This window comes from Sphingobacterium sp. E70 (assembly GCF_019285695.1).
Taxonomy (GTDB): domain Bacteria; phylum Bacteroidota; class Bacteroidia; order Sphingobacteriales; family Sphingobacteriaceae; genus Sphingobacterium; species Sphingobacterium detergens.
Map to the genome: position 1 here is coordinate 5,437,380 of NZ_CP079104.1, position 25,975 is coordinate 5,463,354.

A 25,975-nucleotide genomic window follows, 5' to 3' on the forward strand; every position below is an offset into this window, starting at 1 on the left:
AAAATAGGTAACGAGTATACAACAACTTGCGTATTGAAATTCCAAGGGATTAGTTTTAATTTTTTTGATGAGAAGCCAGCAAATACCAGCATATATTCCTATTAGTAATTCTAACATAATTTTTTGTTCTAGATGATTCTGTATTTCTTATAGAATTTATTTCTTTTCTTCAAAAGGTAAGCTTTCTTCACCTGAAGAAGAGTCCGATTCGCCTAAATTTGGAGCAGGCACTTTATCTTGTTTGTAATCGTAATTTGCCCATATCAAAGCAACTGGCCAGAGAAGACCACCGAATATCAATGAAAGTAAACACATACTTTTTATGGCACTTAGCTGTGGATGATTTTTTCTTCCGCTATTTTTTCAGGATAAATATGTACTTTCCAAAACAGAAAAATTCCGGCAATAGGTAAGATAAATATGATAAGCCATGATGCTACATCTGCGATCGTGTCTTCGGCACCGCTAGTAGCGGCATGCGAAACGCGGCACAACAGCAATAAGCAAATTGTTGCGAATAATTTTTGCATGATAAAATAAATTTGGTGATAAAAATCTCGGCAATATCAATTAAGATAAAGCCGAGCATCATGAAAACATGATTTAAAACGAGTCTTGAGTTCCATATTCTTCGCGAAGTACATTTCGCAAAAGATCAACATTTTCATGGTAAATCGTAGTTTGCTGCGGGCTTAAGACTTTGTCAAATGCTTTGTCCGTTTTCTTTAGTGCTTTATGCAGTCTACGTTGTGCATTTCTTTTACCCCGATTATTATCTGCAGAAAAGTATATGTCTAGGTCTTCTCTTACATTTTTTACGACTGTTTGATTGATCTCAAAAACTGGATCGAGCTGATCTTGGGTTAAATCCAACATTTTAGCCATGACAATAGTTCTAAAAGTAGCTGCTCTTATTATTTTGTTTTCCTTAAAGAGTTGAAATTGTACCGGTGATAGAATTTCCTGTACAGCTAGGTTTCTTTGTTTTAGGATATCTGTAAAACCTTCGATGTTCTCCGAAGTGCCTATTTGTTGAACATTGCTATTTTGGCGTAAGTTTTCTACAGCATTGGCTGCCTGAAGGTTTATTTGATAAACCTGTTCGGCTTGCGTTGTTGTCATATTTAAAAATGACATTTCTTGGGTGATGTACAGGCCAACCTTTTCTGCTTCCTGAGATTGGGCATGTACTGCATTCGTTTCTAAAAGTGCGAATAAGCTTAAGACACCTATTCTTACAATAAATTTGTTCATTTTGTTTTCGTTTTAAATCATACTATCTGTACAAATGGCTGTTTTACAGCTTTTTTGACGAAGCAAAATTAGAACGAATACAGGCTAAAAAAGTATTCTTAAGTTAGTTTTTTGGTGGCCGTTTTTTTGTATACGGGCTGTTAATCTGGACAAAGAATTAGGTGTAATACCCAAGAAATTAGCGATATGCTTACGATTTGTGTTTCTGGTGATGTACGAACGGTTTTCTAGGAAAACCTCATAGCGGGCGCTTGGAGAATCGCTACACAGTTGCTCTGTACGGATACGTAAGGTATCAATAATAATTTTTAAGGATTTGACATAGAACTGGAAAATCCCTCTATGTCGAAAAGCCAAATCTTCAAATAACTCTTTCGGAAATAGCAGTAACTGTGTATCTACAACAGCTTCGATGGTGTATTTTGTTTCCCGTTGGTCAGCATAATACTCAGGGATACTGGCAATAAAGGCATGATCTGCTTCCGAGGAGAAGAAAACATTATTTTCGGTACCATCATCCGAATAGAAATACCAACGTAATAGACCCGCCGTGAGCACAAAGACGGAATCAAATCGGTCATCCGTTTCCACAAGTTTAGTCTTTTTGGCCAAAAATAGCGGTTTGCATATTTTGGACAATTCGAGGCGTTCTTCATCATTCAGCTGCTGAAGGGATTCCAAATGTTTTAATATTTCCGACTGGCTCAACATTATCTTAACGTATAAGTTCAAATTTAATAAAAATCACTTTTATTTTAGTGAAAAATGGCTTATGCACTGCAATTGTAACAGCTCTCTGTCTTATGTCCGATCTTTTTACTTTTCTAGCCGATTTTTTCTTCTTTATTTTAAATTTGCTCTTTAATAAAATGCCAGCAAACTCCAGCAATGTCAATAATATTGACCTCTATACCATATGGTTGGCAGCGCAAATAAATATTCCATTAATGCGAATTGTAAAATGGGACTTTCGAATATTAAATTTTAATTATCAGTAATAAGAAATAACATACATTTAAGCAGAATTTTATTGTTGCTAGACTGGGAGGAAGTCCGGATGGATTTTTGGGTTTAGACACTCCGTTTAAAAAATAGTGAATATTCAAATAGAGACTACGCTTGCGGTATAATGAAAACGTTGAAATATAATCAAAAAGGCAATGAATAATTTTTTCATAAATGAGCTACAACGCCGTGGCCGGATAATTATCGGCATTATGTTGTCAATAATCATAATTCTTCCCATCATTTTTTTATTGGTACTATGATGGAAACGGACTCTTATGGCAGGACACTTTTGGGTGAAGATCGTTATAATGCAAGGGTAAACGATAGTTATCTTTACACATTCGGACTTTTTGGCTGTTTGCTCTTATTGGTAATTCCAGCTATTCTTTTTATTAAAAAATATATTGATAATTATCGGCAGTTTATCATTACACTTTCTGAAAAAGATATGGAAAAGCTTGTGAAAAACAACGACAACGCTCCTTTTATGAAAAATTCATGCCACCTTATATTGTAAAGGAGATGCGGTTTGTTTTTTACAAACCTGCAACAAACGACCATTGCTTTTAAGAATATAACAAACATTCATGTCTCACAAACACATTACAGAGGGTACAGTGCTACCGTGAAAATTCAAACAGCACAAGAAACATACCGTTTTCGTTTGAGCGGAAATGTTCTTAAAGTACTAAATCTAGTAGACGAAGCCCTGCAAAGCAATCCTCAGATAACAGTAAATAAAAATTGGAATGTAGTTTAAAATAATCCTGTATATCGATCTGTTGCAGTATCACTTTCTTTACCCAGCGAATTGTCTATTGAGTAGATCGCGCAAAAGAAAGTGGGTGAACTACTCATTAAGAAAAGCTAACCTTATGATTAGCTTTTCTCATGTTGTGTCTATTGATACATCTCCTTCTTGCAACAGGAACTGCCTGCGTTTGATTTTCCTTTCCGTAACACGACTCATCAAAGCCTGTTTTTCCTCATCATTAAGGGAAGATACTTTTCAAAATGGTTTATTATATTTTCCAAATGATGGTTGCTTTTTAAATTACTTCTAAATATACAAAAATGAAATAATTGGATCGAGTTCCGTCAAATCTTCTTTTGCGCCCTAATACCCAAATTGCTGACCATTCGTGTACATTGAGGCAGCAAGACTATCCTGAAAAGCGATTTGTGGAATCAACAATAAAATTCCCGTTCGATCAGAAATATGACCATTATCCTTGCTATAAGCTATACTCCATATCAAGGGCGTGGAAAATGCGAATGCCAAAAGCGATTTAATAAACTGTCCTCTTTTTATACTCCCTAAATTAGATGCATTTAGCCTCGTAAAATATCGTGGGTTATTAAATCTATTATTAAAATCATTAATAATTACTTTTTACACTATCTCCAATTTTAGAATAGTTCACCGCTATTTATAGTTGTTGTCTATTTAAAACCTAAAGTAAATTGAAATTAATCGCAAGTGGATTGATTTTAATCTTTTATCGATCATTTTTGGAGTAAATTGGAGTCCCATTTATACGATTAGGTTGAGTACCTAACTTTTCAGTTGCCAGCTGTGGTGAAACCGCGGGCTTTTTTATGTGACTTTACACTAATTCTGAGCATAAAAATTGATAAAATATAGGACGTTTTATTTATATTAACTATTATCTTTTTTACTAGGAGGGCGCATAACTGGTATAAGATGCAGGCAATAGTTTACAAATTTTAATAAATTCATAACACAAAAAATACTGATGGAAACATTCAATCGTAAAAATCACTGGGAAAATATTTATCAAACAAAGGCGTCAAACGAGACAAGTTGGTATCAGCAAACACCCCAAACATCCTTGGACTATTTAAGCGCATGTAATATACCTACCTCTGCGAAAATCATTGATATCGGTGGTGGCGACAGTTTGCTGGTAGATTATCTGTTAGATTTGGGATATAAAGATATTACAGTACTGGATATTTCCGCAAAGGCCATCGACAGGGCAAAACAACGGTTGGCCGATAGGGCTGATAAGGTAAAATGGATTGTGGCGGATATCGCTTATTTTATGCCTACTGAAAGCTATGATTTCTGGCATGACCGTGCCGCTTTTCATTTTTTGACAGATGAAGACGATATTACAAGTTATGTAGAAACCGTAAAAGAAAATAAACCCAGATGGTATTTTGGTCATCGGTACATTTTCAGAACAAGGTCCCAAAAATGCAGTGGTATTGAGATCAAACAGTATTCGGAAACAAGTTTGGTCAATCCGTTTAACGTTTATTTTGATAAGATCAATTGCCAGATTGTGGATCATCGGACACCATCGGACAGTATACAGAATTTTGTGTTTTGTAGCTTTCAGAAGAAAAAATCATAAAAATACTTCATGGGGCTAGTCCAATAGGAATCGAGGCCGCCTGTTATAAATGTTTAGTTGAAAACCAAACCAGCAGCCCTTATTACTATTTTGATTATGTCGGCGCAAAATATGGAAGCGTAAAAGAATGGCGGCATTATGCGCGATATCCAGATAATATCGAAGAAATAGGTCTGAATGAAACAAAACTCAGGGATGGATTGAATTACTATACAGAAACTGACAGTACAGACTATTGGTGGTTTGAACAACAACAAAATAAACCAAATTTTTACAAAGGTAAGATCAGTGTTTTGATAAATGGTGGATACTTTTCAACCACTGGACATCTATTAGCTTTGATGAGAGAATATAAGATCGGAAAATTCTATGGAGAATATACGCAGGGGAGTAACTATAGTAATGCTGGTGGACAAGCATTTGTTTTGCCCTATTCCAAATCATTGGTTTGGATGGCTACTTTTCAATACAAAATGAGAACAGTTCATTTTATCAATGATCCAAAAGGAATTAAGCCCGATGTTCGAATACAAGCACAACCCAATGACCTGCGAACGGGATTTGACAGACCAATGGATTTTGTCATTAAGCTGGTCGAATTGCAAAAATGAGCAAATTATCTTGCGAAGCTTTTTGCGCCTGTCACACAACATTGGTCTAATCCTACAATTGCAGCGCATGGTACTGCATCTTTTTACGGAGATAGAAGATATTTTTATGATTTGTCGGCATTCTTTTTGACATAGATCATCGTTATGAACCATCAAAAAAATAGAAATTTGGTTAGCTTTTCAATAATGGGAGGTCTACAAAACTAAATGAATAATCATGGAAATAGGAATAGATAGTTTTATTGCCACCGGTGCATATAATGACGGGTTGCGTCCTGAGGAAAATATGATGGCTATGGAAGCTTTGTTGTCAAAGATAGCGTTTGCGGATCAGGCGGGATTACATGTTTTTGGACTTGGAGAACATCATCGAAAGGAGTTTTTGGATGAGTCTCCGGCAGTAATATTGGCAGCAGCGGCAGCCAGAACTCAGCATATTCGTCTAACGAGTGCGGTTACCGTACTAAGTGCGGCAGATCCTGTTAGGGTATTTCAGGAATATGCAACATTGGATATTATTTCCAAAGGCCGGGCTGAGATTGTAGCCGGAAGAGGATCATTTATTGATTCATTTCCTTTATTTGGGTTCAATACCCAAGATTATGATGCACTTTTTGAAGAGAAGATTAAATTGCTTCTTGAAATCCGTGATAATGAAACCATAACCTGGAAGGGAAAATTCCGCCCAGAGCTGAAGCAACAAGCCATTTATCCAAGGCCAGTGCAGGAGCAGTTGCCTGTTTGGATAGGGGTAGGAGGAACTCCGCAATCTTTTATACGCGCCGGAGTATTGGGACTTCCATTGATGGTGGCCGTTATTGGAGGTGAAACCCACCGTTTTCGTCCGTTGATAGACTTATATTATGAGGCCGGAGAAAAGCAGGACATGCGAGGGAGAAGCTTAAAGTAGGACTACATTCTTTGGGCTTTGTAGCGGATACAACAATGAAAGCGAAGAATATTTACTTTCCAGGATACCAGGAAATGATGGGGAAGATCGGCAAAGAGAGAGGATGGTCTACGCCTACACGAGAAATGTTTGAGGTCCAGGCCAACCCCACAGGTGCGTACGTTATTGGTAACCCTGAGGAAGTTGCCGAAAAGATTTTACGACATAGTGAGGCGTTGGGTGGTATATCAAGATTTACGTTTCAGATGGACAATCCAGGACTTAGCAAAGAAGATATATTCAAAGCCATAGAATTAATCGGGACAAAGGTAATTCCTATGGTAAATCAATCCTGATTATTTTTTGACTGCTCTAGAACGGATTCTGCTAATGGTTTCTTGCGTAATACCTAAATACGATGCAATCATGCGCTGTGGAAATCGCTGCACAAATTCAGGATAGTTATCAATAAGCATATTATAGCGTTCTTCAGCTGTCATACTTATGGCGGCATTGATTCTTTTTGACTGGCAAAAGAATAATTTTCATCCAACTGGCGTATGAGTTCACTCATGATAGGAAGGAGAATACTTCTTCTGCGGCTTTCTTGGTTAAGATTAGTAAATCAGTAGCTTCACAGGCCTCAATATTGAAGGAAGAAGGAGTGAGTTTTGCAAAACTCTCGCGATCGACGACCCACCAGCCTTCAATATAGAGGCTCATGATGTGTTCGGTACCCTTGGTATCTGTACTGTATTTTTTCATGGAGCCTTTGACTAGAAATCCAATATGGTTACTTACATCACCTTCCTGTAAAAAGATCTGTCGCTTTCTGAGTTTATGCGGTACAAAATTATTTTTGAGAATGTTAATTTCACTTGCTTCCAACGGCCTGGAGACCCGCGAATTGATATATTCGATTAAAGAGTTATACATGAGTTATTATTTTACCGAACCCAAAGGTAAATATACTGAAAATATGAATCCGTCATAAGATATCATCAAATGCGGAAGGATGCCGATAAAGCCTGATCGGAGAGGCGTAGGGTGATTGCTGCAATGGAAAGCTAAAATTGCCACGCAAAACTCTTTGGATAAAGAATTATAATACATTGAAATATAAATCAATATATGTACATTGTTTTATAATTTCATATTATGTCAGCAAAGATTATTTTTCACCATGGAGCGGAGTGCTCAAACAAAGTGCAAAGCGTCTTTAGAAATGTCCTCCTTTTGTTGTTTATGTTCTGCGCTAGTCAAATTAAAGCGCAAATCGCTGCAGAATCCCTGACAGCTGCACTCACTACAGCATATAAACAAAATGACTTTCCAGGCTTCAGTGTTGCCATTGTAAACAGCGATAGTATTTTATATGAAAATGCCTTTGGCTTCGCTGATCTGGAAAAGAAAACTCCTTATACAACCACCATCATACAGCCCATTGCATCATTAAGTAAGCTGTTTATTGGAATGTCAGTAATGAAAGCCATAGAACAGGGCCTGTTTACGCTTGATATGGAGATCAACAGTATATTACCTTTTAAATTACAACATCCTTACACTCCCGAAGTACCAATTACTTTGAGACATCTGGTTACACATACTTCTGGAATTACTGATCATGCTGATACGTACAAAAAGACATACCTGTATAATACACCGGTTAATGAGGATAATCCAATTTACAGGCTGCTCAAATCGAAGGGATATGGCGCCGAAGGAAAGACACTACTTTGGCTGCTTTCTTACAGGATTATTTAAGCACTGATGGTTCTTACTATTCCAACAAAAACTTTAATAAACAGGCACCAGGTAAAAGGTACGAATATTCAAATATTGGATCGGATTTAGCTGCCTGGCTGATCGAGCTCAAATCGGGTATGTCCTTTGCGGAATACACGCAAAAGCATATTCTGCTTCCACTACAGATGACAGATGCCTCCTGGTCTACTACTAATGCAGACCAGGCTAAACTATCGACCTTATATAACGGCGACAAAAAAGCTATCCCAAATATAGTTCCGTAACCTATCCCGATGGAGGACTTACAACTTCATGTCATGAGCTTAGTCTTTTTCTGAAAGAGGTAATTGCAGGGCAGCAGGGGAAAGGAAAAATCCTTAAACCCGAAAGTTATGCCAAGATGCTGCAGCCGGCTTTTTCAGATTCCTATAAGCCAGAAAATTTAAACCCTGCAGAGCCAAACATCGGCGTATTTTATGCCATAAAAAAAAGTGGCATCATTGGTCATAGCGGTAGTGATGGCGGTGTTACTGCGTTCTTGTTCTTTAATCCTGCCAAAGGTTATGGCATGCTGTTCATTGCCAATACGGAAATGGAAGGGCTCAATGGTGTTAATAAAAATATAATGACAGGGTTCGAAAAAATATGGAGCATTATGGGGCAGTATGCCAACAAATTGCAACCCGATAAATAAGCAAGTATTGGTAGATTAAGTACGCTTTTGTTTGATTCGCTGTGATCCCGCTAGAATTGGGTAAGTCCCACGGTTCCCGCAAGCCTTCCTGAGCCTCGAATGGATCGAACCCAGCTGACACTTCTTTCGAATCCTGATTTTGTTAAAAAACAAAAAAGCTAATCTTGCGATTAGCTTTTTTCTTGTGATCCCGCTGGGATTCGAACCCAGGACCCATACATTAAAAGTGTATTGCTCTACCAGCTGAGCTACGGAATCGTACTTCTTTTTTGAACTACCGTTCCTTGTTTGAAGTGATGCAAAAGTAGGGCTTTAATCCTATTCCTGCAAATTTTTTTGGCTTAAAATCGTAGCTGTTTGTTTAAAAAGCTGATTTTAAGCCAAAAAAATTAATCATTTTCCAATTCCATAATTTCCTCGGCCAATTGCTCCCATTGCTCTTGATACTGGGTTAATTGGGCCTTAGCAGAATTGTATGCGCGCGTAGTTTCCTGTAACTTAGTCGCATCCGAATATACAGCTTCATCAGCCAGTTTCAATTCTAAATCTTTGACCAATATTTCCTGTTCTTCGACTTTTTCTCCAATGCAGCAAGCTCTTTATTCTTTTTGCTTAGTAATCGTGTCCGGTCTTCAGATGGTGCTTGTTTCTCTTTTTTAACCTTTGGCTCTTCTTTGACTTTTTTCTCCGGTTTTGCCTCTGTTTTTACAACACGTTTAGCTGCCCATTCTTCATATTCCTGATAGGTACCCGGATATTCTTTGATCTCCTTGTCCTCGATATACCAAATTTTGTTGGCCACGTGATCCAAAAAATAACGGTCGTGGGATACAACAATACATGTTCCCTCGAACTGTTGTAGGGCCTGAATCAAAATATTAACCGATTGCATATCCAAGTGATTGGTAGGCTCATCGAGTGCCAAGAAATTGGCGTCTGCGGTCAAGGCCTTAGCAAGGGCTACACGGGATTTTTCACCTCCAGACAACACTTTAATTTTCTTGAATGCATCATCGCCCGTAAATAGGAAACAACCCAATATCGAACGTAATTCAGTCTCCGTATGTTTTGGCGCAAAGGCCTGTAGTTCGGCCAAGATCGAATTTTCAAGATGGAGCGCTTCCAGCTGATGCTGTGCAAAGAACGTTTGCGATACATTATGTCCATGTTCTGCTTTTCCCTCAAACTGAGTATCTGTGCCCGCCACAATACGTAGTAGGGTAGACTTACCTTTTCCGTTCGCACCGATCAAAGCAATCTTATCACCTTTTTCAATAATCGCAGAAGTGTTTTTAATATCTCCAGGTTCGGATAGGATTTAGAAATATTGTCTAATGTCACCACATGACGGCCAGAAGGTTTTGAAAACTTAAAGCTAAAGTTGACCGTTGGATTATCGTCATCGACATCCTCAACTCTCTCCATTCGATCCAAAGCTTTAATCCGGGATTGTGCCATTTTAGCTTTGGATGCTTTGGCGCGGAAACGCTCGATAAGTCTTTCTTCCTGTTTGATCTTAGCCTGCTGATTTTTGAACTGGTTGGCCTGCAGCTCATTTCTCAACTCCTTTTCTTCCAGGTAAAAGCTATAGTTACCTGCATAAAGTGTTAATTTTCCTTTGCGCGACTCCACCGTCTTTTTAATGATGCGGTCCAGAAAGTACCTGTCATGCGATACAATGACGATTGCCCCATCAAACGCCTGTAGGTAGTTCTCAAGCCACTTGATGGAAGGTAAGTCCATGTGGTTGGTCGGCTCATCCAATAATAGGATATCCGGTGTCTGCAATAAAATTTTTGCAAGCATCACACGCATACGCCAGCCCCGGAGAATGTTGCCAGTGGCCTTTTTGTTCTTCTTCTGAAAACCTAGACCGGCAAGGATCTCGTGTGCTTTGAATTCAAGATTATAGCCATCCAGCGCTTCAAATTCCAGTTGTCTATCACTTAATCTATTGAGAATATCGTCCGAATAATCTGTTTCTAATTTCGCAAGTAAGTCTTCGATTTCGGCATGTAGTTGATTTTGGCGTTCGAACGCTTCCATAGCGACGTATAGAATGCTCTTGTCCGAATGGTAAGATAATAAGTCCTGGTTAAGGTAACCGATCTTTAGATCTTTTGCCATGGAAATTGTTCCCGAAGTCGGCGCATATTGTCCAACGATCAAACGCAATAAGGTTGATTTTCCGGCTCCATTGGCACCAATTAAACCTACTTTATCACCTGGTTTGATGTGCCAGTTTGCCTCATCATACAACGCTCGGGATCCTATTTCAAATGTTAAATTATTTATTGATATCATTTCAAATGCAAAAGTACAAAAGTAATGAATATTTCTTCTTGTTTGACTAACTTTGCGATTATGTATAAATTAGTCAAACCTATATTCTTTACAATGAATCCGGAGATGGCTCACCATAAAGTGACCAGTGGATTGAATGTCTTCTCAAAAATTTGGGGTGCCAAGCAATTATTGAATGCTATTTTTACAGTAGAAGATCCTCGCTTGGAACGTGAGGTATTTGGACTGAAATTTAAAAATCCAGTAGGCCTGGCGGCAGGCTTCGATAAAAATGCCGAATATATCTCCGACATGACTAATTTAGGTTTTGGTTTTATTGAAATCGGAACCGTCACTCCAAAACCACAACCGGGGAATGATAAACCACGCATGTTTCGCCTTGTGCCGGATGAAGCGCTGATCAACCGCATGGGGTTCAATAATCAGGGGCAGATGTCGCTGCAACCCGATTGAAGAACCTAAAAGATCGAAAAGGGCTTCTGATCGGTGGTAACATTGGAAAAAATAAAGTGACACCAAACGAAGAAGCAGTAAACGACTATATTTATTGCTTCAATGCACTTTTTGATTATGTAGATTACTTTGTTGTCAATGTCAGTTCGCCAAATACACCTGGCTTAAGGGATTTGCAGGAAAAGGAACCGTTAAAAATATATTAAATACACTACAGGATCTGAATAAAGCAAAACCGGCTCCTAAGCCAATTCTGCTTAAGATCGCACCTGACCTAACAGATAGTCAACTGGATGATATCGTTGAGATCGTTATGGAAACACAGATAGCAGGAGTTATCGCAACCAATACCACAATCTCAAGAGAAGGTTTAAAGAGCCAGCCGGATTTGATACAAGAGGCCGGAGGGGTGAGTGGACGCCCGCTGACCAAGCGTTCAACTGAAGTGATCCGCTACCTCAGCGAAAAATCCAACAAAGCATTTCCGATCATTGGCGTAGGTGGTATTCACTCTGCCAAAGATGCTATTGAAAACTTGATGCCGGTGCTAGTCTTATTCAGGTCTATACCGGATTTATTTATGAAGGACCGGGATTGATCGCAAATATCTGTAAAGGTATACTACAGACAGGACGATAATCAAAGACCATGGCAGTAGATTTTAATTTAAAAGATTTTTTGGACAAAAAGGTTGATGAATATAATCAACCTAATTTTATTCCCAATGATCCCATATCCATTCCACATCAATTTTCAAGCAAGAATGATATCGAGATTACCGGGTTCCTAGCGTCAATAATGGCTTGGGACAACGTAAAACCATCATCAATAAATGTAATGAATTGATCGCAAGAATGGACGGCGCGCCATATGATTATATCATGAACCATAGCGATCAGGACCTCAAAAGCCTGCTTGGTTTTAAGCACCGAACATTCAATGATACGGATATTCTTTATTTCGTTGCTTTTTTTCGGCACCACTATAGCCACTTTGCGTCTTTAGAAGATGCTTTTTTGGTAGGGCAGGAGACCGTAAAAGAGGTGGATTTGGAGCAGGCGCTGAATACATTTAAAACCTATTTCTTTTCGCTTCCGGACTATCCGCACCGAACGCGTAAACATATCAGTAGCCCAGCCCAAAAATCTACTGTCAAGCGTATCAATATGTTTTTACGCTGGATGGTCCGAAAGGACAAGAAAGGGGTAGATTTTGGAATTTGGAACCGCTTATCACCAAAAGACCTGATCTGTCCTTGTGATGTACATGTCGAACGTGTAGCGCGAAAATTTGGACTGATTACCTTGGAAAAGGTCAACTGGAAGACCGCACAAGAGTTAACGGGCAATCTTCGTTTATTGGATCCCAACGATCCGGTAAAATATGATTTTGCGCTTTTCGGCTTGGGGTAGAACGGGAACTGTAAAGTCGCCTCAAGTCCCTTCAAGTCCGCTCAAGTCCCCTCAACTGCCTTACTCCAGTACAGACGTTACACAGATGTAATACTAATATACCAGTATCACCCCAACAACAGGGCATGTAATCAGCGGATATGCTAGGTAACAGACGGTACACCTAGGGGTACTGATCACCCAAAATATCCATGCTTAGGGTAGCAGCTATTGACTGATATTAAACAAAACGAAAGGTGCTTTTCTCGTGCTTTACTTGCGCTTGGTCTAAAGTACTGATACCTCGCAAATAGGCGTGTAAAAGTTTGAAAGAAAAAGCCCGTATTTTTAGGATACGGGCTTTCTTTATTTTTAGCTACTTAGCTTAAACAAGTCGGTCAATCTTAATCAGAAGGTCCACCAAACGATTGGAATAACCAAATTCATTGTCATACCAACCCACAACTTTCACTAATCCACCCACTACTGAGGTCAATTGTGCATCGAAAACACAAGAATAGGGGTTGTTGATAATATCAACAGACACGATTGGGTCTTCTGTATAAAACAATACCTGCTTTAATTCGTTTTCCGCTGCAGCTTTAAAAGCTTTGTTGATTTCTTCAACCGTTGTTTCTTTTTCTAACGTACAGGTAAAATCTGTTAGCGAACCATTCAGTACAGGAACACGTATACCTGCTCCGCCCAACTTATTCTGTAGATGTGGAAAGACATTGGTAATTGCTTTGGCGGCACCTGTTGTTGTCGGTATGATAGCCGAAGAGGCGGCACGTGCCCGTCTCAGATCTTTATGTGGTGCATCATGCAGGTTTTGATCTCCCGTCATGGAGTGCACCGTAGTGATATATCCGTCTTTTATCCCCAATTGTCATCTAATATTTTGACCAGTGGGGCGACGTTGTTGGTTGTGCAGGAAGCATTGGACAAGATCGAAGCCGAGAGATCGACAGCATTATCGTTGATACCCAATACGACTGTTGCAATATCCTTGTCAGTTGGCGGAGCTGAGATAATAACTTTTTCGCACCTGCTGTTAGATGAAGCGTTGCTTTTTCACGGTTCGTAAAATGCCCCGTGGATTCAACAACAACATCAATATGCAAGGATTTCCAGGGTAGTAGGGCCGGATCTCTTTCATTGGTCACTAAAATAGAATGGCCATTCACGATAATATGATGTTCATCGTGTGTGACCGTACCAGCGAAGGGTCCATGCACCGAATCATACTTGAATAAATGGGCCAAAGTCTTGGTGTCAGCCAAATCATTGATGGCGACCACCTGCAATTGATCAAAAGCATCGCGAAGAAAAATATTACGTAATGTGTTTCTTCCGATGCGTCCAAATCCGTTTATCGCTATATTGAGCATTTCAGCTTATTTATGAAATTGGCTTATTGCCTCATTGATATTTTCTCACCTTCCCAATGTGCTTTTAGTTTTCCATCAGCACCGTAGACATAATTTGCTGGGAACTGTGAAGGAACATGTATGTTTTGGATAAAGGTTTGATCTTTGTCAATCAGGACTTCCACATTGGAAGATTTGGATAGTTTTGGTGCGAAGCTATCGAAGAATCCTAATACCAATGCTGGATCATTCATGGAAATATAGAAAATATTGACATCTTTTATGCGGTCAATATTTTTTCGAGTTCAGTTGCTTCATGCTGACAATGGCTACATCCCGGATCAAATAAGATGAAGACTGTATTCTTATCTTTAGCTAGATTCTCATTGCTGACACGTATGCCGGATCGAAGTTGGTAAAAAGTGAAATTAGGAAGAATTGCAGCTGGACCAGAAGACTGGGTAGGGGCAGCTTGCGCATGATCATGACCGGCGTGGTCGTGACCCGCATGGTCATGATTTTCGGCCGTATTTTCTGTGGTACTATTTTCCGTGCCGGCTGTCTTTTGATTGCCCTTGTTGTTACATGAATAAAGCATGCCCGCCGCGAGTAAAGCAGTTACTCCTAAGATTATTTTTTTGTTCATAGACTACCTTTGATTTTAAACCAGTTTTAGTGATTTGTTATTCTTTTTCAGGCGTGCTAGCAGAATATATTTATACCGTTCAGCTTGAACTGAGGATAGATCATTCCACAACGACGCCATTGAAGAACCAAAACTATAAAAAAATGGGATTATGCAGCGTCCAAACTCAAGTTATGACAGTTTACTGGTTATCATCTTTGATGCTTCCCACTGTAATATGTCTCCAAATTTTAAGCTATTCCATTGTATCTGTGGTGTTGCTGGGACTATTGGGGTCTATCAACGTCGTAGATTGTATAATTTCTGGTGTACTTCGACCAAATTCATTGCTATATACTTTGAGTAAGACACCCACACAGGATAGGATAAGTGGACCAAATATCAATCCTAACATACCAAAGAGATTTAATCCCAATAACACCCCAAAAACGGTTATTAAAGGATGGACATCTCCAAGTTTTTTCAAAATTGTAAAGCGAAGAATATTATCAATACTTCCAATGATAATGATACCATAAAGTGCTAACCCTATCGCATTACCGGATTGTCCATTTGCTAAGAGAAATACCGCTGCTGGAAGATAAACAACCATCGTACCCAGAATTGGGATTATGGTGGAAACAGCGGTCAGAATACCTAAAAAATGGGGTTTTCAAGCCGAAAAACCAGTAGCCTAAACCCGCGACAATACCTTGGCACATCGCAAGGATCGGAATACCAATGGCATTTGATTTAACCATCATATCAAACTCTTGCCATAACTCTGTCTTACTTCCCGGAGAAAACGGAATGGCATTGTATATAGCCCGCTCCAATTGCTTGCTGCTGACCAACATAAAGTAAAGTACAAATAATGCGACTAAAACATTTACGCCTACCTCTGCAACGGAATTTAGGATGTTGGGGATAAACTTGGCCGCCCGTTGAAGTGCACCCATCAATGCTGTGTCCGATAGATCAATGTTGCTGAGATATGGGCTATCTTTGAAATAGGTTTTAATGGAATCAAATTTTTCCATAATCTCATTTTTATTGCTGATTGCATCAGTCACTTGCGGTACCATATAATTGATCAGGAGATACAATGGTCCGACTAGAAATATAATCGTAAGCAAGATTAACAATATACTCGCGACGGATTTGTTCCATTTTTTCTCTTCTGTTAATTTGAAATTGATTTTCCGGAAGAGGATATATAATGTTATTGCTCCCAAAAAGCCAGGAAGATAGTAGAATAGACTCGTAAATATCAAAATGCATATCAGCAAAATAATGATGATAAGCATAATCTGGTTAATGGAGTTGTTGTTTATCTGTTTGTATTTCATGTGTCTGGAATAAGTACCGCTTTAATTTCTATTTTACGTATGACAATATTTTTTTATAAATGTTTTATATCGTTAAATTAAACTTACTTTTTAGAATTTCAATGATTTTTTTATTTCTTTTTAAGGGCAGTAAAGCGAGAGAATAGGGCCTTGAAGATCACCCGAATGGATAGGGATGTTTATCTGGGAAATGGTCTCTTTTCCTCTTGAAGAATAGCGATAGATTAAGTATAACAGTACTGACCAGATACAGATCATGGCAGGGGAGGGCGAGAAATTTCCTTGCCTCCTGAATCATATAAATTTTTCGCCAAAAACTAATTCTGGTTCTGCGGCATTAAAATATCCTTTAAGATACGCATGATATCATATTGCTTGACAAAAAGCATAGATGAGGTTGTCCTATGTTCAGTGGATTGATTGTTGTTTTCTGCTGCTAAATGAATTGTCGATTTAGCTGCTTTATGAAAAAAAAGGATGAGACCCTTTTCCTTTTCGGTTATTTGAAAATAAGCCCATAATCTTTTGTTTTTGGTTATAGCGACAGTTTTTGGCTTCTGTCACTATAACTAATCTACAAAATTACTTTGGGATTTACAATTAATTAATGAAAATTTGACTGCCATGCTCTTCATCTTTTTCGATGGAAAGTGATATTGGGATCCGTTCTTTCAATTCTTCAACATGCGAGATAATGCCGACTATTCGATTTTCTTTGTGCAGGTCAAGTAAGGTTTCGAAGACAATATTGACAGAAGCGATATCTTGGGTGCCAAAGCCTTCATCGATAAAAAAGAAGTTTTTAGCGGCTTTGGTATTGACTGTACACTTTCAGCTAGGGCCAGCGCAAGACTCAGGGATACCTGGAAAGCTTGACCGCCGGAGAGTGTTTTTACGCTCCGGCTTTTGCCTTCATTCAAATAATCAATGATTTCAAATTCATTGTTTTCATTAATCTGTAAACTTAGCTGGTTGCGCGTCATTCGGTGAAAACGGATATTGGCATGGTCGCAAAGCTGGCGTAGATAGATTGAGGAAACATACTGCACAAATCCCGCTCCCTTAAATAGGTTAAATAGCTGTTTCAGATTATCATTACGAAGGTTTAATTGCATTTGTTGTTGCAGTAAAGTTTCCTTTTTTTCGTAGGCTGTCTCCAACTGATTCAACTCCTGTTCGCATTTAGCAACGTTCTCGGTCATGATTTTAAGGTGATGGGAGCTTTCTTCCAAAGCAGCTTCTTGCTGTATAAAGACTGCCTCATCGTAGACTTTATCGGCTAACTTTTTGTCTAATTGCATGATCTGGGCTTTCAGGGTTTCAAATTGGATTTGAAACTGTTCCAGTTCAGCACGGATTTTCTGTACAGGTAGATTCTCCGCTAATGTCTCTTTTACCTGATCTATCGCGTTGAATACAGAAGCCTGGAGGAGTTGTTCGATCGTCGTGTTAATATGTAGGATTTCAGACCTTATATTGATAATCCGTTCCTGAATGGATTGAACCAGGCTATTTTGTGCAGCAAATTGACTGTTTAGCTTGTTTAAGCGATCTGTCAAGGTATTATAGTCCTGTTCTATACGAAGATTTTCGGCTTTTAATGTATGATATTCGTTTTCGACCGTAGCTCTCTCCCCGGATTGATAATCTGCCCAGTTCAGGTGTTTTAGATGGCCTATATTTTGATTGATCTGTGTTTGCTTTTGCGCTTCTTCAATTTCAAGACCACTTAATTTTATATTCGCTCTTTCCAGCTTGCTCTCTATATCTGTCAAGGCGGTCTGATGGGTCGTAGCAATCTGTTCTGTAGCTACGATCTGCGCTTCGATGTTGGAAAGCTCCTGTTTTTTTGTGTATAAATTGACTCATCCGTGCTGCTGTACGCTGGCCAGGTAAATTGAAGTAGATGAGCGGACTTCTGAGATTTGTTTGCCTGGATCTTGCTTGTGACATCATTTTGTTGTACTTGTAGGGATTGTAGGCGAAGTAGGAGCTTTTCAATCTCGAACTTTTGATCAACCTTGGATTTTATGCGCGCATTGATTTCTGCTGTCGCCCGTTGGTTTTCTGTCAGCTCTTGTGTGATATCCATTCCTTCCGCGATAGCGGGGTGTTCCAGGGCTCCACATAAGGGGCAGGAGATCCCGCACTTAGGTTCTCCGCGAATTGCGTGAGCTTCTGTTGTAACAGAAGATGTGCTTTCTCGTCGTTTAGCGTGTTGAGCCGGGTTTCAAGTTCCTGTAATTCGGCTGCATACGCAGAATCAAACGCGGTAGCATCGAAGTTTTGCTTTGCAAATCAACTTGAAGATCGATTATGGAAGCTTTGAGCTCCAGGAGTTGATGGTTGAGTTCGGTCTCCTGTTGCTGGATGGCCAGCTGTTTGGTGTACCATTGTCCCAGTTCCATCAGCTCATTTGCCGACGGTTTGGATTGTTTTAGCCGAAGGAGTAGGGTTTCGGTTTCCTGAATGTTGTTTTTACATTGCAGCTGTTGTTCCTTAGCCTTTTGGACAAAATCCCGTCCTTTCTGTGCACTTTCTTTTAAACCTTTTATCTCAGTTGAAAAATTGATCAGCTGTAGAATAAGTTCCAGATCCAATTCACTGATCCTTCGTTCAGGCAATCGCTCATATTGTGGTTTTACCTGTTGCAGTTGCTGCGATAGCTGTTGGATAGCTTGTTGAAGCTCTACAGATTTTGCTTCCTCTAACTGTAACTTGCTTTGTTCCTGCGCATCTTCCTGATTCAATTTCTCTTGTGTCTGGAGGATGTGAAAAAGTTTGTATGCGCTTCTTCAAAGCGTATCATCCGTTGGCGCAAAGCTTCCTTTTCGGCTTGCTGATCGGTCAGCTGTTGAAATAGGGCCTTCATTTTGCTCAATTCCAGGAAATCTTCTTTCACACTTTTCAATGCCTGAAATTTCTCCTGAAGCAGCTTGTTTGTATGCTGCGCCTTGCTGAAAGATTCCGCTCTTCATTCAGCTTGTCACGTGTCGCTATGATACGTTCAGTGTTGATCTCTTCGAAACCCATCAACTGGCCATTGAGCTGATCTAGTTCGGATTGATTTTTTTTTTTTATAAAGGGCTGCAACTTTGTCCTGCAAATCGAAACGATGGAGCTGAAAGATTTCTTTCATCATATCAGTTCGTTCCTTTGCACCCAGCTCAATGAACTCCTTAAATTGCCCCTGGGGAATGATGATTGTTCTTTTGAAATTCTCGTAACTTAATCCAATGATCGATTGCGTGTTACTGCTTTCCAATGGAACCCATTGTTCATTGATATTTTCATATAATACAACCGTAGGAGATTTGACATCTTCAAAATTTTTGGAATTGCGTTTAAATTCCCTTGTTACTTTGAATGTACGGTTTTCGAAGTTAATGAAATCCAATTCGATATAGGAACGGTTTGATTTCAGATTCATCATATTGTAAGCGCGTTTGTCCCGCGCATTTAACCGTTCGGTTTCACCATATAAGGCATAGGTGATCGCTTCCAGGATAGATGACTTACCAGATCCAACAGCACCAAATATCCCAAAAAGACCGGCATCTGTCAAGGCTGTGAATCTATTGTCTGACGTTCTTGATAGGAATATATACCTTCTACAGTTAACTTTAAAGGGATCATGGGCTTAAGAATTTAGTATTTCGCGAAAAAGGTTGAGTATATCGTCATTGGGCGCCTGGTTGGCGTTTTTGGATTTGAAATAATCCTGAAAAAGTGCGGATATATCTTGGGTCAGATTAATTTCTTTTGCATCAAGTGGGTTTTGTTTGTCGTGCTGTACAACCGGAATTAAATAGACGATACCCGGATGTGTCTGATAAATCAGCTTACGGTCTTCGGCTTTGAGGAAGGTTTCGGATTTGAGTGTTAATTCCACTAATGTTTCTGGATGCTCGGAGAGCCAAGTGATACATTGGTCGATATCATCAAAGGATTTCCGGACTAAGGGTTTTCCTGTAGGAGTGCAATTCGTTCAAATGTTACGTTTGCACCGGGTACAGCATTGACAATGCTTACATATTTGGTCTGGCCAGCTTCGGCGAAACTATAACAAAGGGGAGATGAGGCGTATACAACAGGTTTTTCCGGAGAACCGATATTTTTGAATCCATGAATATGGCCGAGTGCGGTGTATTGAATCTGAGCCGGGATGGATTCTGAATAGATCAGGTCAGCATTTCCAATTTTAATTGGCTTTTCCCCATCAGGTTCGTCGATTAATGGGGATCCGATTTTATTCATATAAAGGTGAGCCGTCAGTATATTGACGCCTTTTTCGTCACAATAGGTCTCAGCCAATTTTTGCCAATTGTCGGCCAAAGCTTTATTTAATTGAACTTCTTTGTCTTCACCAAGATATTGTTTCAGCCGGATTTCATTGGCATAAGCGGTATGGAGTATACGGATAGGATAGTTATAGCCTTCCAGGTTCAACTCGATAAAGCCATTGTCTGACTTTAGGACCGAAAAACCTTCGGCCGTAAATGGCGTTACAACTGCATTTGGGTGACCAATGAGAATAATGCCAGATGCCCGGGCTAAAGGATCTGGTGCATCAATCAAATTGGGTGAATCGTGGTTTCCGGCAATAGCGATAACAGGTCGGGTGCCATTTTTGCCAATCGTTTGATCGTTTTGTAAAATAACTCGATAGCCTCTACACCGGGATTGAACGTATCAAAAGATCTCCTGCGATAAGAACCAGGTCGACCTCTTGCTGGTCTGCTAGCTGAATAATCTCCTCCATGACCAAAAGCTGTTCGTCCATCCGAGAGAAGCTATCCAGTCGTTTCCCTAAATGCCAATCGGCAGTATGCAGTATTTTCATGATGAGCCCTTATTTTTTACGTAATAGTACAAACTAAGATAAATTTGGTCTGATATGCAATTATAATTGCATATCAGACCAAATTTGTAGGAACACAGGTTTGAAGCGCCTAGTTTGATGCATTGAAAATGTTAAAAGTTGTTAAATGCGGCAGGTAAAAAATAGTTTAATTGTATTTTTAGTCCTCCAGAATTAAGCTAAGTAATCGTAGATAAAATAAATTTATGCGTAAAATATACCTGTTTTTGTGTGTTTTCTTTCTGTTTTTGATGAAGATAAATGCGCAGGAAATAGAAGCGATCAAAGGGGAGACAGCTTATCCTTTTCTATTAAAAGAAGCTGATGCCGATGATGCAACCTCGGAAAAACAACCTGTCTTTGTGTTTTTGCATGGTAGAAGTCTGTCAGGTACGAATTTGGATCGGGTAAAACGTTACGGTTTACTGTATGCGATTAATAAAGGGCAGGAGGTGCCCGGAATTATTGTTGCTCCCCAATCCCGCGGTGGCTGGGATCCGGATAAAGTGATAGAGATCGTTGATTATGTTATCGCGCATTATAATGCTGATCCCGACCGCATTTACGTCTGTGGTATGAGTATGGGTGGTTATGGGACCATGGATGTTGCTGGAAAATATCCGGAGCGGATAGCTGCAGCCGTGGCGATTTGTGGTGGCGGATCGAGCCAATATGCTTCCAACCTGACGCAGGTTCCAATTTGGCTACATCATGGAACAGCTGATCGTGCCGTACCTATTTCAGAATCCAGAAAAATTATGAAAGCCATAAAAAGGTGGACCCTGAAGCTGATGTGAGCTTAAATGTGATAAAAGGAGGGACACATGGTAGTGTGGAACGCTTATTCCACGATGATGCGATCTATGACTGGATGTTAAAATTTAAGAAAAAGCATAAATCCTAGGTTGGATGGCATAGCTATTTTATGTGTGGCCTATTGCTCCCTTAAAAATATAATGTTATAAAAAATGGGATGTTCAACAAGAATCTGGACATCCCATTTTTATGAATTTTGTTCCTAACCCTTTGAGATCTAGTTTTAAATAGCCAATTCTCGGGCTTCGTTTTTACATTTTAAATTTTCTTTATGTTAACCTTCATCTGCAATATCAAGTCGTTGTTTTCGATTGAATTGCGCCATCAATACATTTGGTTGATGGATCAGGTGCGTTTTGGCAAGGTAGTCCGGATTGTCCGCATAGATAAAGAGGAGTGTTCCATTCTTTATTGTGTTGATGATCGGTCCGGCATATTCCCGGGGAACCGCAGGACATCCGTAGCTTTTGCCTAACCTTCCCAAGCTTGAGATAGTGCCTGTGCTGCAGTAATCTGCGCCATGCATCACCACATATCGTGCTTTGGCATTGTCATTTATACCTTCTTCAAGGCCATCCAATACCAAGGAGTAGCCATTTTCACCATTATAGGTGTTTTCGGTAACAAAAAATCCCAATGAGCTTTTTAATGATTCCTGCTGATTCGAAAAATCTGTAGCATAATTTTCACCACTATTTTTTCCGTGTGATACCAAGGTGTTAAAAAGCACTTTTTGTGTTCCAGATCAAGTACAACAAGTCTTTTTTCCGTGGATGCCATGGAAAAGTCGATGACTGTCATAATATCTTTGTTGTGGATGGAAAGCTCTTTTCTACCTTCCATTGCTTGTCGAAATGCCTCGTATTTTAATACTGGGCCTAGATTCATTTCATCATATAAAGAATCAACGGCTGTCCGTTGACGTTCTACATTTATATGATGGGTATTGGTTTGTTGGTCTGTTGTTTTTAATTCTTCTTTTGATGACAATGCTGTATTAAGTGCCATTAAAAGAAACATAATCGTATTTCCCATTCTCCTCCCTTTTCTGTGTAGATGTTTACAAAAATAATTATTAAAGTTAATACATATTTGATTTACAGAATGTTAAATATTGTTAATCAATAACAATGACCAAGGAGGAAAGGTCTTTTGACCGTTTATAGACAAATTGAGCGTGAGATGACGCATTTCTGACACACATATGTGACTTAGGTGTTGTGCCCAAACTTTCACTGTATTCGATGATGCTACCGTTCGGATTATTGACCGGTACACCATGAATATATGCTCCAGCGGTAAACCGGGTCGCATAGGAGCAAATCCGCCATAGGTTCGCGTACCATCTTCAAAATAGAACATTTTTGATTTGTGTTCCTGGACCACAAAAAGTCCGGTGGGTGTTTCTTGGGCATGGGGCGGTTTGTGCCGGCCACTGGTAACCGGGTTCATACTGCGCACGAGCCACTCTTTACCCACTTTTTCCAATGTGCAGATGTTTTGGTTTTTGACATCAACAACATTAATAATATTAAATTGTACACTATCGCTTATGAGTCGCAGATAGCGCTTAGGGACGGTATATTCACCTTCAAATGATACTCCGGCAATAGGTACCCGCGCCAAAGTGTCTGAACCCTTTACACGGACCAGCCAGCCATCACGTCCATAACGTACCGGTTTGTCTGTTGTTGGGTCATACAATGGTGCTGCCTGATAACGCTCGACATTGAAACTGTCTGACACACGTTTGTAAGAATCCCTTTTGAAATCTTTGATCGTAGGAGCTTCACCTTTTTCATTTTGATAATTTTGAAGAACAGCATACAATGACGGTGTCTGCTGAAAATTTTCAACGTAAGCTAAACGTTCCTTTATTTTATCCCATTGAAAGCTACCGTGGTATCCTTATAGGGATAGGTATCTTCAAGTGTGTATTTTTGTAAAGCAGATCTTTTTGATCATAATATCTGCTGCTGTCACTAGTTTAGGCTTTACGTCCTGTTTTTGGCAGTGACGGTGTCTTGATGTCTAATTGGTTGCTCTTTTTCTGCTGTATTCTTCTTTTCCTGCTGGCAGCCCAACGATAGAAATAATAGGCTAAATACGAGACATGTTAATCCTTGATGCATATATGGATTATGTAAATTATTGTTTTATTCTTTAAATATAAGAATAAAACACATTTTTAAATGATTGACAAAAAGTTAGTTTTGTAATTTCAAGTATAAAGTATGCATACGATTGTAATTTGTTCGGCTATGATGCTGAACCCTGAAGGGGAACTATTGATGGTTAGGAAAAAGGGCTCAAAATATTTTCAATTGCCCGGCGGTAAGATTGCTGCGGGAGAAAGCGATTCGGAAGCCTTGGTTCGGGAACTCCGGGAAGAGTTGCAGTTTGATACAGAGCCTGCGACATTGCAGTTTATTGGTCGGCATGTGACGCAGGCGGTGAATGAGCGTGATACGCTGGTAGAAGGATATATTTATTTGATCAAATTCGCTATGAAATTTGATTTTCAACCACAGGCCGAACTGGAAGAAGTGCAATGGATCAATAAGGCCAACTGGCAAGATTATCGGCTGGCACATCTAGCCGAAGAGTTCGTCATTCCAAAGTGGCTGTCAGGAGAGTTTTGATGTTGGATAGCATGATGTGAACAAATTAAGGCTTTGTTTGTTAATGCTTTATATATAAACAATTAATAAACAAAGGTTATGGAAAATCAGCTTTTAAAATCAGCGAAAGACTTTTTTGATGATGAGGTTCTTACTCGGATCGGACAAAGTCTAAACCAGGATAATGAACAGGTAAAACAGGGCTTAAATGTTGTTGTTCCCTCTTTGTTTTTGGGATTGAGTCAGCAGACGGAAGGCGGGGTGGGATTTCTACAATTCTGGAGCAGGCGAAACAGCGTTTTTCGAATTTTGATCTGAATCAACTTCTGGGCGGACAGGAAGCTCGTGAAGATACTGAGGGGCAGTCGGGAGAATCCGGAGGTAGCAATATACTGACTTCAATATTTGGTGGTGGTCTAGAGACTGTATTGGGTACAGTGGCAGGTTATCTGGGATTCAGCGCTGAGTCGGTACAAAAATTGATGGGTTTGTCCCTGCCAGCTATATTTTCCACTTTGACCAATAAAGGTCAACAGTGGGATGCGAATACCATAAATCAAACTTTACAGGATAATAAAACAGCTTTTGCTGCCGCTATTCCGGCGGGGTTGGGTTTGGGCGCTTTTGGGAAATTATTTGATGGTGGCCATTTTTCTGCACCTGAGGAAGTAAAACCTGAGGAGATAGTGCCTGAAGAGGTCATACCGGATACTCCTGTAGAACATATTGAAAACCGTCCCGGAGCAACAGTCATTAATCCTGCTACTGAGTTGGAGGCACATAAGGAGCCGTTGGCATTGCCTAGAGCAGATGGAGCCAGAACGGCCGCCGCGTCAACGGGTTCCTCAGGCGGAGGCTGGTGGAAAATTTTGATTGCTTTGATCGTTATCGCATTGCTCTGGTTTTTGTTTGGAAAAGGCTGTAGTGGCAATAAAAATGGTGCTGTTACAGATACCAGTGTTAATCAGGGGCCGATGAACTCAGGGGATGCAATGGGAAATGGTACGGCTAGTCCGGTCGATCGTGAGCATTTGGATGTGATGTTGCCAAATGGCGGGAAGCTGGGGGCATTTAAAAGTGGTATAGAAGATCGGTTGGTACAATTTTTAAAATCCGACTATAAATCTTTGGGAGAGGATTCATTGAAAAATACGTGGTTTGATTTTGATAACCTGAATTTTGAAACGGGCACTGCGAAAGTATTACCTGAAAGTCAGGCTCAGCTCAGTAATCTGGCCGAGATTCTCAAAGCTTTCCCTGCTGCTAATGTGAAAATTGGTGGATATACAGATAAAACCGGAAATGAAGAGTATAATAAAAAATTATCGTTGGATCGGGCAAATGCGGTAAAGGACTACCTGGACAAGGCGGGGCTGTCTAAACAGGTGATCGGAGCGGAAGGCTATGGCTCGCAATTTGCAAAATACCCAGCAGATGCACCAGAGACGGACCGGATTTTAGACCGACATGTTGCGGTTAGCGTAAGGTAATAGGGGATTTGAGTTGTGATATGCTAGACTTGAGATACGAGATTCTAGATATGATAGGAGAGATAAAAAGCGGATCCAAAAGATCCGCTTTTTTATTTGCAGAGATTGTATT

The 25,975-nt window shown here is 39.7% G+C and carries 30 protein-coding genes, 1 tRNA gene and 6 pseudogenes; 14 read left to right on the forward strand and 23 right to left on the reverse strand.

Features of this window, described 5'->3' with window-relative positions; translation table 11 throughout:
• Positions 1-156: 156 nt before the first annotated feature.
• From KUH03_RS38820 to KUH03_RS38835, 4 genes are all read right to left on the reverse strand, one after another.
• Complete coding sequence (locus KUH03_RS38820; RefSeq protein WP_257089984.1) at positions 157-315, reverse strand: hypothetical protein; 159 nt, start codon at positions 313-315, stop codon at positions 157-159.
• A 14-nt stretch (positions 316-329) separates the two neighbouring features.
• The gene (locus tag KUH03_RS38825) at positions 330-530 is read right to left on the reverse strand and encodes a hypothetical protein (RefSeq protein WP_257089985.1); all 201 of its coding nucleotides are present in this window, start codon (positions 528-530) and stop codon (positions 330-332) included.
• 73 nt (positions 531-603) lie between these two features.
• The gene (locus KUH03_RS38830) at positions 604-1,254 is read right to left on the reverse strand and encodes a hypothetical protein (RefSeq protein WP_257089986.1); all 651 of its coding nucleotides are present in this window, start codon (positions 1,252-1,254) and stop codon (positions 604-606) included.
• An 84-nt stretch (positions 1,255-1,338) separates the two neighbouring features.
• Positions 1,339-1,935 carry a Crp/Fnr family transcriptional regulator gene (locus KUH03_RS38835; protein ID WP_257089987.1) on the reverse strand — a complete coding sequence of 199 codons (597 nt, stop codon included), beginning with the start codon at positions 1,933-1,935 and terminating at the stop codon, positions 1,339-1,341.
• A 583-nt stretch (positions 1,936-2,518) separates the two neighbouring features.
• Here KUH03_RS38835 and KUH03_RS38840 point away from each other — a divergent pair.
• Entirely contained in the window at positions 2,519-2,779 is a 261-nt protein-coding gene (locus tag KUH03_RS38840; RefSeq protein ID WP_257089988.1) for a hypothetical protein, read from the forward strand.
• Between the two features lie 600 nt (positions 2,780-3,379).
• On the opposite strand, the gene KUH03_RS38845 is transcribed toward KUH03_RS38840, so the two are convergent.
• Positions 3,380-3,544, reverse strand: a complete 165-nt coding sequence (locus tag KUH03_RS38845) for a hypothetical protein (protein WP_257089989.1) — start codon at positions 3,542-3,544, stop codon at positions 3,380-3,382.
• Positions 3,545-4,019: 475 nt separating this feature from the next.
• Between KUH03_RS38845 and KUH03_RS38850 the strand changes: the two genes are divergently transcribed.
• The 4 genes from KUH03_RS38850 (at position 4,020) to KUH03_RS38865 (ending at position 6,499) form a co-directional block, all read left to right on the forward strand.
• Positions 4,020-4,643, forward strand: coding sequence for a trans-aconitate 2-methyltransferase (locus KUH03_RS38850; protein ID WP_257089990.1), 624 nt, complete (start codon positions 4,020-4,022; stop codon positions 4,641-4,643).
• 200 nt (positions 4,644-4,843) lie between these two features.
• On the forward strand, positions 4,844-5,254 hold the full coding sequence (locus KUH03_RS38855) for a S41 family peptidase (RefSeq protein ID WP_257089991.1): 411 nt from the start codon (positions 4,844-4,846) through the stop codon (positions 5,252-5,254).
• A 217-nt stretch (positions 5,255-5,471) separates the two neighbouring features.
• Complete coding sequence (locus tag KUH03_RS38860; RefSeq protein WP_257089992.1) at positions 5,472-6,164, forward strand: LLM class flavin-dependent oxidoreductase; 693 nt, start codon at positions 5,472-5,474, stop codon at positions 6,162-6,164.
• Positions 6,165-6,175: 11 nt separating this feature from the next.
• Positions 6,176-6,499, forward strand: a complete 324-nt coding sequence (locus KUH03_RS38865; protein WP_257089993.1) for a hypothetical protein — start codon at positions 6,176-6,178, stop codon at positions 6,497-6,499.
• Here the strand turns inward: KUH03_RS38865 and KUH03_RS38870 are convergent, their stop codons facing one another.
• Both KUH03_RS38870 and KUH03_RS38875 read right to left on the reverse strand, forming a co-directional pair.
• Positions 6,500-6,643 (reverse strand): sigma factor-like helix-turn-helix DNA-binding protein, encoded by a 144-nt coding sequence (locus KUH03_RS38870; protein WP_257089994.1) that lies wholly within the window; start codon positions 6,641-6,643, stop codon positions 6,500-6,502.
• Between the two features lie 70 nt (positions 6,644-6,713).
• Positions 6,714-7,079 carry a Crp/Fnr family transcriptional regulator gene (locus KUH03_RS38875; RefSeq protein WP_257089995.1) on the reverse strand — a complete coding sequence of 122 codons (366 nt, stop codon included), beginning with the start codon at positions 7,077-7,079 and terminating at the stop codon, positions 6,714-6,716.
• A 309-nt stretch (positions 7,080-7,388) separates the two neighbouring features.
• Between KUH03_RS38875 and KUH03_RS38880 the strand changes: the two genes are divergently transcribed.
• The 3 genes from KUH03_RS38880 to KUH03_RS38890 are packed head-to-tail and all read left to right on the forward strand — an operon-like array spanning position 7,389 to position 8,583.
• On the forward strand, positions 7,389-7,907 hold the full coding sequence (locus tag KUH03_RS38880) for a serine hydrolase (protein WP_257097738.1): 519 nt from the start codon (positions 7,389-7,391) through the stop codon (positions 7,905-7,907).
• On the forward strand, positions 7,880-8,173 hold the full coding sequence (locus KUH03_RS38885; RefSeq protein ID WP_257089996.1) for a serine hydrolase: 294 nt from the start codon (positions 7,880-7,882) through the stop codon (positions 8,171-8,173). The genes KUH03_RS38880 and KUH03_RS38885 overlap by 28 nt, the downstream gene beginning before the upstream one ends.
• 50 nt (positions 8,174-8,223) lie before the next feature.
• Positions 8,224-8,583: a serine hydrolase gene (locus KUH03_RS38890; protein WP_257097740.1), complete on the forward strand. Its 360-nt coding sequence runs from the start codon at positions 8,224-8,226 to the stop codon at positions 8,581-8,583.
• Between the two features lie 185 nt (positions 8,584-8,768).
• Here KUH03_RS38890 and KUH03_RS38895 read toward each other — a convergent pair.
• Positions 8,769-8,841: transfer RNA gene (locus KUH03_RS38895), tRNA-Lys, on the reverse strand.
• A gap of 131 nt (positions 8,842-8,972) precedes the next feature.
• A pseudogene (locus tag KUH03_RS38900) lies at positions 8,973-10,887 on the reverse strand (ABC-F family ATP-binding cassette domain-containing protein).
• A 60-nt stretch (positions 10,888-10,947) separates the two neighbouring features.
• Between KUH03_RS38900 and KUH03_RS38905 the strand changes: the two are divergent.
• Positions 10,948-11,979 (forward strand): annotated as a pseudogene (locus tag KUH03_RS38905) (quinone-dependent dihydroorotate dehydrogenase).
• A 9-nt stretch (positions 11,980-11,988) separates the two neighbouring features.
• Positions 11,989-12,752, forward strand: a pseudogene (locus KUH03_RS38910) (TIGR02757 family protein).
• Positions 12,753-13,116: 364 nt separating this feature from the next.
• Here the strand turns inward: KUH03_RS38910 and gap are convergent.
• The 12 genes and pseudogenes from gap to KUH03_RS38970 form a co-directional block, all read right to left on the reverse strand.
• A pseudogene (gene gap / locus KUH03_RS38915) lies at positions 13,117-14,122 on the reverse strand (type I glyceraldehyde-3-phosphate dehydrogenase).
• Between the two features lie 23 nt (positions 14,123-14,145).
• Positions 14,146-14,355 carry a hypothetical protein gene (locus tag KUH03_RS38920; RefSeq protein ID WP_257089997.1) on the reverse strand — a complete coding sequence of 70 codons (210 nt, stop codon included), beginning with the start codon at positions 14,353-14,355 and terminating at the stop codon, positions 14,146-14,148.
• 26 nt (positions 14,356-14,381) lie between these two features.
• Positions 14,382-14,747, reverse strand: coding sequence for a hypothetical protein (locus tag KUH03_RS38925; protein ID WP_257089998.1), 366 nt, complete (start codon positions 14,745-14,747; stop codon positions 14,382-14,384).
• 235 nt (positions 14,748-14,982) lie between these two features.
• Positions 14,983-16,075 (reverse strand): annotated as a pseudogene (locus KUH03_RS38930) (AI-2E family transporter).
• A gap of 701 nt (positions 16,076-16,776) precedes the next feature.
• On the reverse strand, positions 16,777-17,850 hold the full coding sequence (locus KUH03_RS38935; protein ID WP_257089999.1) for a hypothetical protein: 1,074 nt from the start codon (positions 17,848-17,850) through the stop codon (positions 16,777-16,779).
• Positions 17,851-17,885: 35 nt separating this feature from the next.
• The gene (locus KUH03_RS38940; RefSeq protein WP_257090000.1) at positions 17,886-18,167 is read right to left on the reverse strand and encodes a hypothetical protein; all 282 of its coding nucleotides are present in this window, start codon (positions 18,165-18,167) and stop codon (positions 17,886-17,888) included.
• Positions 18,168-18,285: 118 nt separating this feature from the next.
• A complete protein-coding gene (locus tag KUH03_RS38945) occupies positions 18,286-18,825 on the reverse strand; it encodes a hypothetical protein (protein ID WP_257090001.1) in 540 nt (179 codons plus the stop codon).
• Positions 18,822-18,986 carry a hypothetical protein gene (locus KUH03_RS38950; protein WP_257090002.1) on the reverse strand — a complete coding sequence of 55 codons (165 nt, stop codon included), beginning with the start codon at positions 18,984-18,986 and terminating at the stop codon, positions 18,822-18,824. Before KUH03_RS38950 ends, KUH03_RS38945 begins: the two co-directional genes overlap by 4 nt.
• 96 nt (positions 18,987-19,082) lie before the next feature.
• Complete coding sequence (locus KUH03_RS38955) at positions 19,083-19,640, reverse strand: SMC family ATPase (protein ID WP_306429316.1); 558 nt, start codon at positions 19,638-19,640, stop codon at positions 19,083-19,085.
• A 75-nt stretch (positions 19,641-19,715) separates the two neighbouring features.
• Positions 19,716-19,967, reverse strand: coding sequence for a hypothetical protein (locus KUH03_RS38960; protein WP_257090003.1), 252 nt, complete (start codon positions 19,965-19,967; stop codon positions 19,716-19,718).
• 65 nt (positions 19,968-20,032) lie between these two features.
• Positions 20,033-20,653, reverse strand: coding sequence for a hypothetical protein (locus KUH03_RS38965; protein ID WP_257090004.1), 621 nt, complete (start codon positions 20,651-20,653; stop codon positions 20,033-20,035).
• 94 nt (positions 20,654-20,747) lie between these two features.
• Entirely contained in the window at positions 20,748-20,918 is a 171-nt protein-coding gene (locus tag KUH03_RS38970) for a metallophosphoesterase (RefSeq protein WP_257090005.1), read from the reverse strand.
• A 224-nt stretch (positions 20,919-21,142) separates the two neighbouring features.
• Here KUH03_RS38970 and KUH03_RS38975 point away from each other — a divergent pair, with 224 nt between their 5' ends.
• Positions 21,143-21,733 (forward strand): prolyl oligopeptidase family serine peptidase, encoded by a 591-nt coding sequence (locus tag KUH03_RS38975; RefSeq protein ID WP_257090007.1) that lies wholly within the window; start codon positions 21,143-21,145, stop codon positions 21,731-21,733.
• 293 nt (positions 21,734-22,026) lie between these two features.
• Here the strand turns inward: KUH03_RS38975 and KUH03_RS49835 are convergent.
• Both KUH03_RS49835 and KUH03_RS49840 read right to left on the reverse strand, forming a co-directional pair.
• Positions 22,027-22,787, reverse strand: a pseudogene (locus KUH03_RS49835) (murein L,D-transpeptidase catalytic domain family protein).
• Positions 22,788-22,869: 82 nt separating this feature from the next.
• Positions 22,870-23,076, reverse strand: coding sequence for a L,D-transpeptidase (locus KUH03_RS49840; RefSeq protein ID WP_373564892.1), 207 nt, complete (start codon positions 23,074-23,076; stop codon positions 22,870-22,872).
• Positions 23,077-23,986: 910 nt separating this feature from the next.
• On the opposite strand from KUH03_RS49840, the gene KUH03_RS38995 reads away from it, so the two are divergent.
• The 3 genes from KUH03_RS38995 to KUH03_RS39005 all read left to right on the forward strand — a co-directional run bounded on the left by KUH03_RS38995 (position 23,987) and on the right by KUH03_RS39005 (position 25,863).
• Complete coding sequence (locus tag KUH03_RS38995; RefSeq protein WP_257090011.1) at positions 23,987-24,394, forward strand: NUDIX domain-containing protein; 408 nt, start codon at positions 23,987-23,989, stop codon at positions 24,392-24,394.
• A gap of 78 nt (positions 24,395-24,472) precedes the next feature.
• Entirely contained in the window at positions 24,473-24,691 is a 219-nt protein-coding gene (locus KUH03_RS39000) for a hypothetical protein (protein ID WP_257090012.1), read from the forward strand.
• Entirely contained in the window at positions 24,652-25,863 is a 1,212-nt protein-coding gene (locus KUH03_RS39005; RefSeq protein ID WP_257097742.1) for an OmpA family protein, read from the forward strand. Before KUH03_RS39000 ends, KUH03_RS39005 begins: the two co-directional genes overlap by 40 nt.
• Positions 25,864-25,975: the final 112 nt, after the last annotated feature.

What these genes read in the sequence shown, in the direction of transcription:
- KUH03_RS38820 (WP_257089984.1), bottom strand. Translation starts at nt 315, where the DNA reads ATGTGTTTACTTTCATTGATATTCGGTGGTCTTCTCTGGCCAGTTGCT.
- KUH03_RS38825 (WP_257089985.1), bottom strand. Translation starts at nt 530, where the DNA reads ATGCAAAAATTATTCGCAACAATTTGCTTATTGCTGTTGTGCCGCGTT.
- KUH03_RS38830 (WP_257089986.1), bottom strand. Translation starts at nt 1,254, where the DNA reads ATGAACAAATTTATTGTAAGAATAGGTGTCTTAAGCTTATTCGCACTT.
- KUH03_RS38840 (WP_257089988.1), top strand. Translation starts at nt 2,519, where the DNA reads ATGATGGAAACGGACTCTTATGGCAGGACACTTTTGGGTGAAGATCGT.
- KUH03_RS38850 (WP_257089990.1), top strand. Translation starts at nt 4,020, where the DNA reads ATGGAAACATTCAATCGTAAAAATCACTGGGAAAATATTTATCAAACA.
- KUH03_RS38860 (WP_257089992.1), top strand. Translation starts at nt 5,472, where the DNA reads ATGGAAATAGGAATAGATAGTTTTATTGCCACCGGTGCATATAATGAC.
- KUH03_RS38870 (WP_257089994.1), bottom strand. Translation starts at nt 6,643, where the DNA reads ATGACAGCTGAAGAACGCTATAATATGCTTATTGATAACTATCCTGAA.
- KUH03_RS38875 (WP_257089995.1), bottom strand. Translation starts at nt 7,079, where the DNA reads ATGTATAACTCTTTAATCGAATATATCAATTCGCGGGTCTCCAGGCCG.
- KUH03_RS38880 (WP_257097738.1), top strand. Translation starts at nt 7,389, where the DNA reads ATGTTCTGCGCTAGTCAAATTAAAGCGCAAATCGCTGCAGAATCCCTG.
- KUH03_RS38920 (WP_257089997.1), bottom strand. Translation starts at nt 14,355, where the DNA reads ATGAATGATCCAGCATTGGTATTAGGATTCTTCGATAGCTTCGCACCA.
- KUH03_RS38925 (WP_257089998.1), bottom strand. Translation starts at nt 14,747, where the DNA reads ATGAACAAAAAAATAATCTTAGGAGTAACTGCTTTACTCGCGGCGGGC.
- KUH03_RS38940 (WP_257090000.1), bottom strand. Translation starts at nt 18,167, where the DNA reads ATGGATATCACACAAGAGCTGACAGAAAACCAACGGGCGACAGCAGAA.
- KUH03_RS38970 (WP_257090005.1), bottom strand. Translation starts at nt 20,918, where the DNA reads ATGAAAATACTGCATACTGCCGATTGGCATTTAGGGAAACGACTGGAT.
- KUH03_RS38975 (WP_257090007.1), top strand. Translation starts at nt 21,143, where the DNA reads ATGCGTAAAATATACCTGTTTTTGTGTGTTTTCTTTCTGTTTTTGATG.
- KUH03_RS38995 (WP_257090011.1), top strand. Translation starts at nt 23,987, where the DNA reads ATGCATACGATTGTAATTTGTTCGGCTATGATGCTGAACCCTGAAGGG.
- KUH03_RS39000 (WP_257090012.1), top strand. Translation starts at nt 24,473, where the DNA reads ATGGAAAATCAGCTTTTAAAATCAGCGAAAGACTTTTTTGATGATGAG.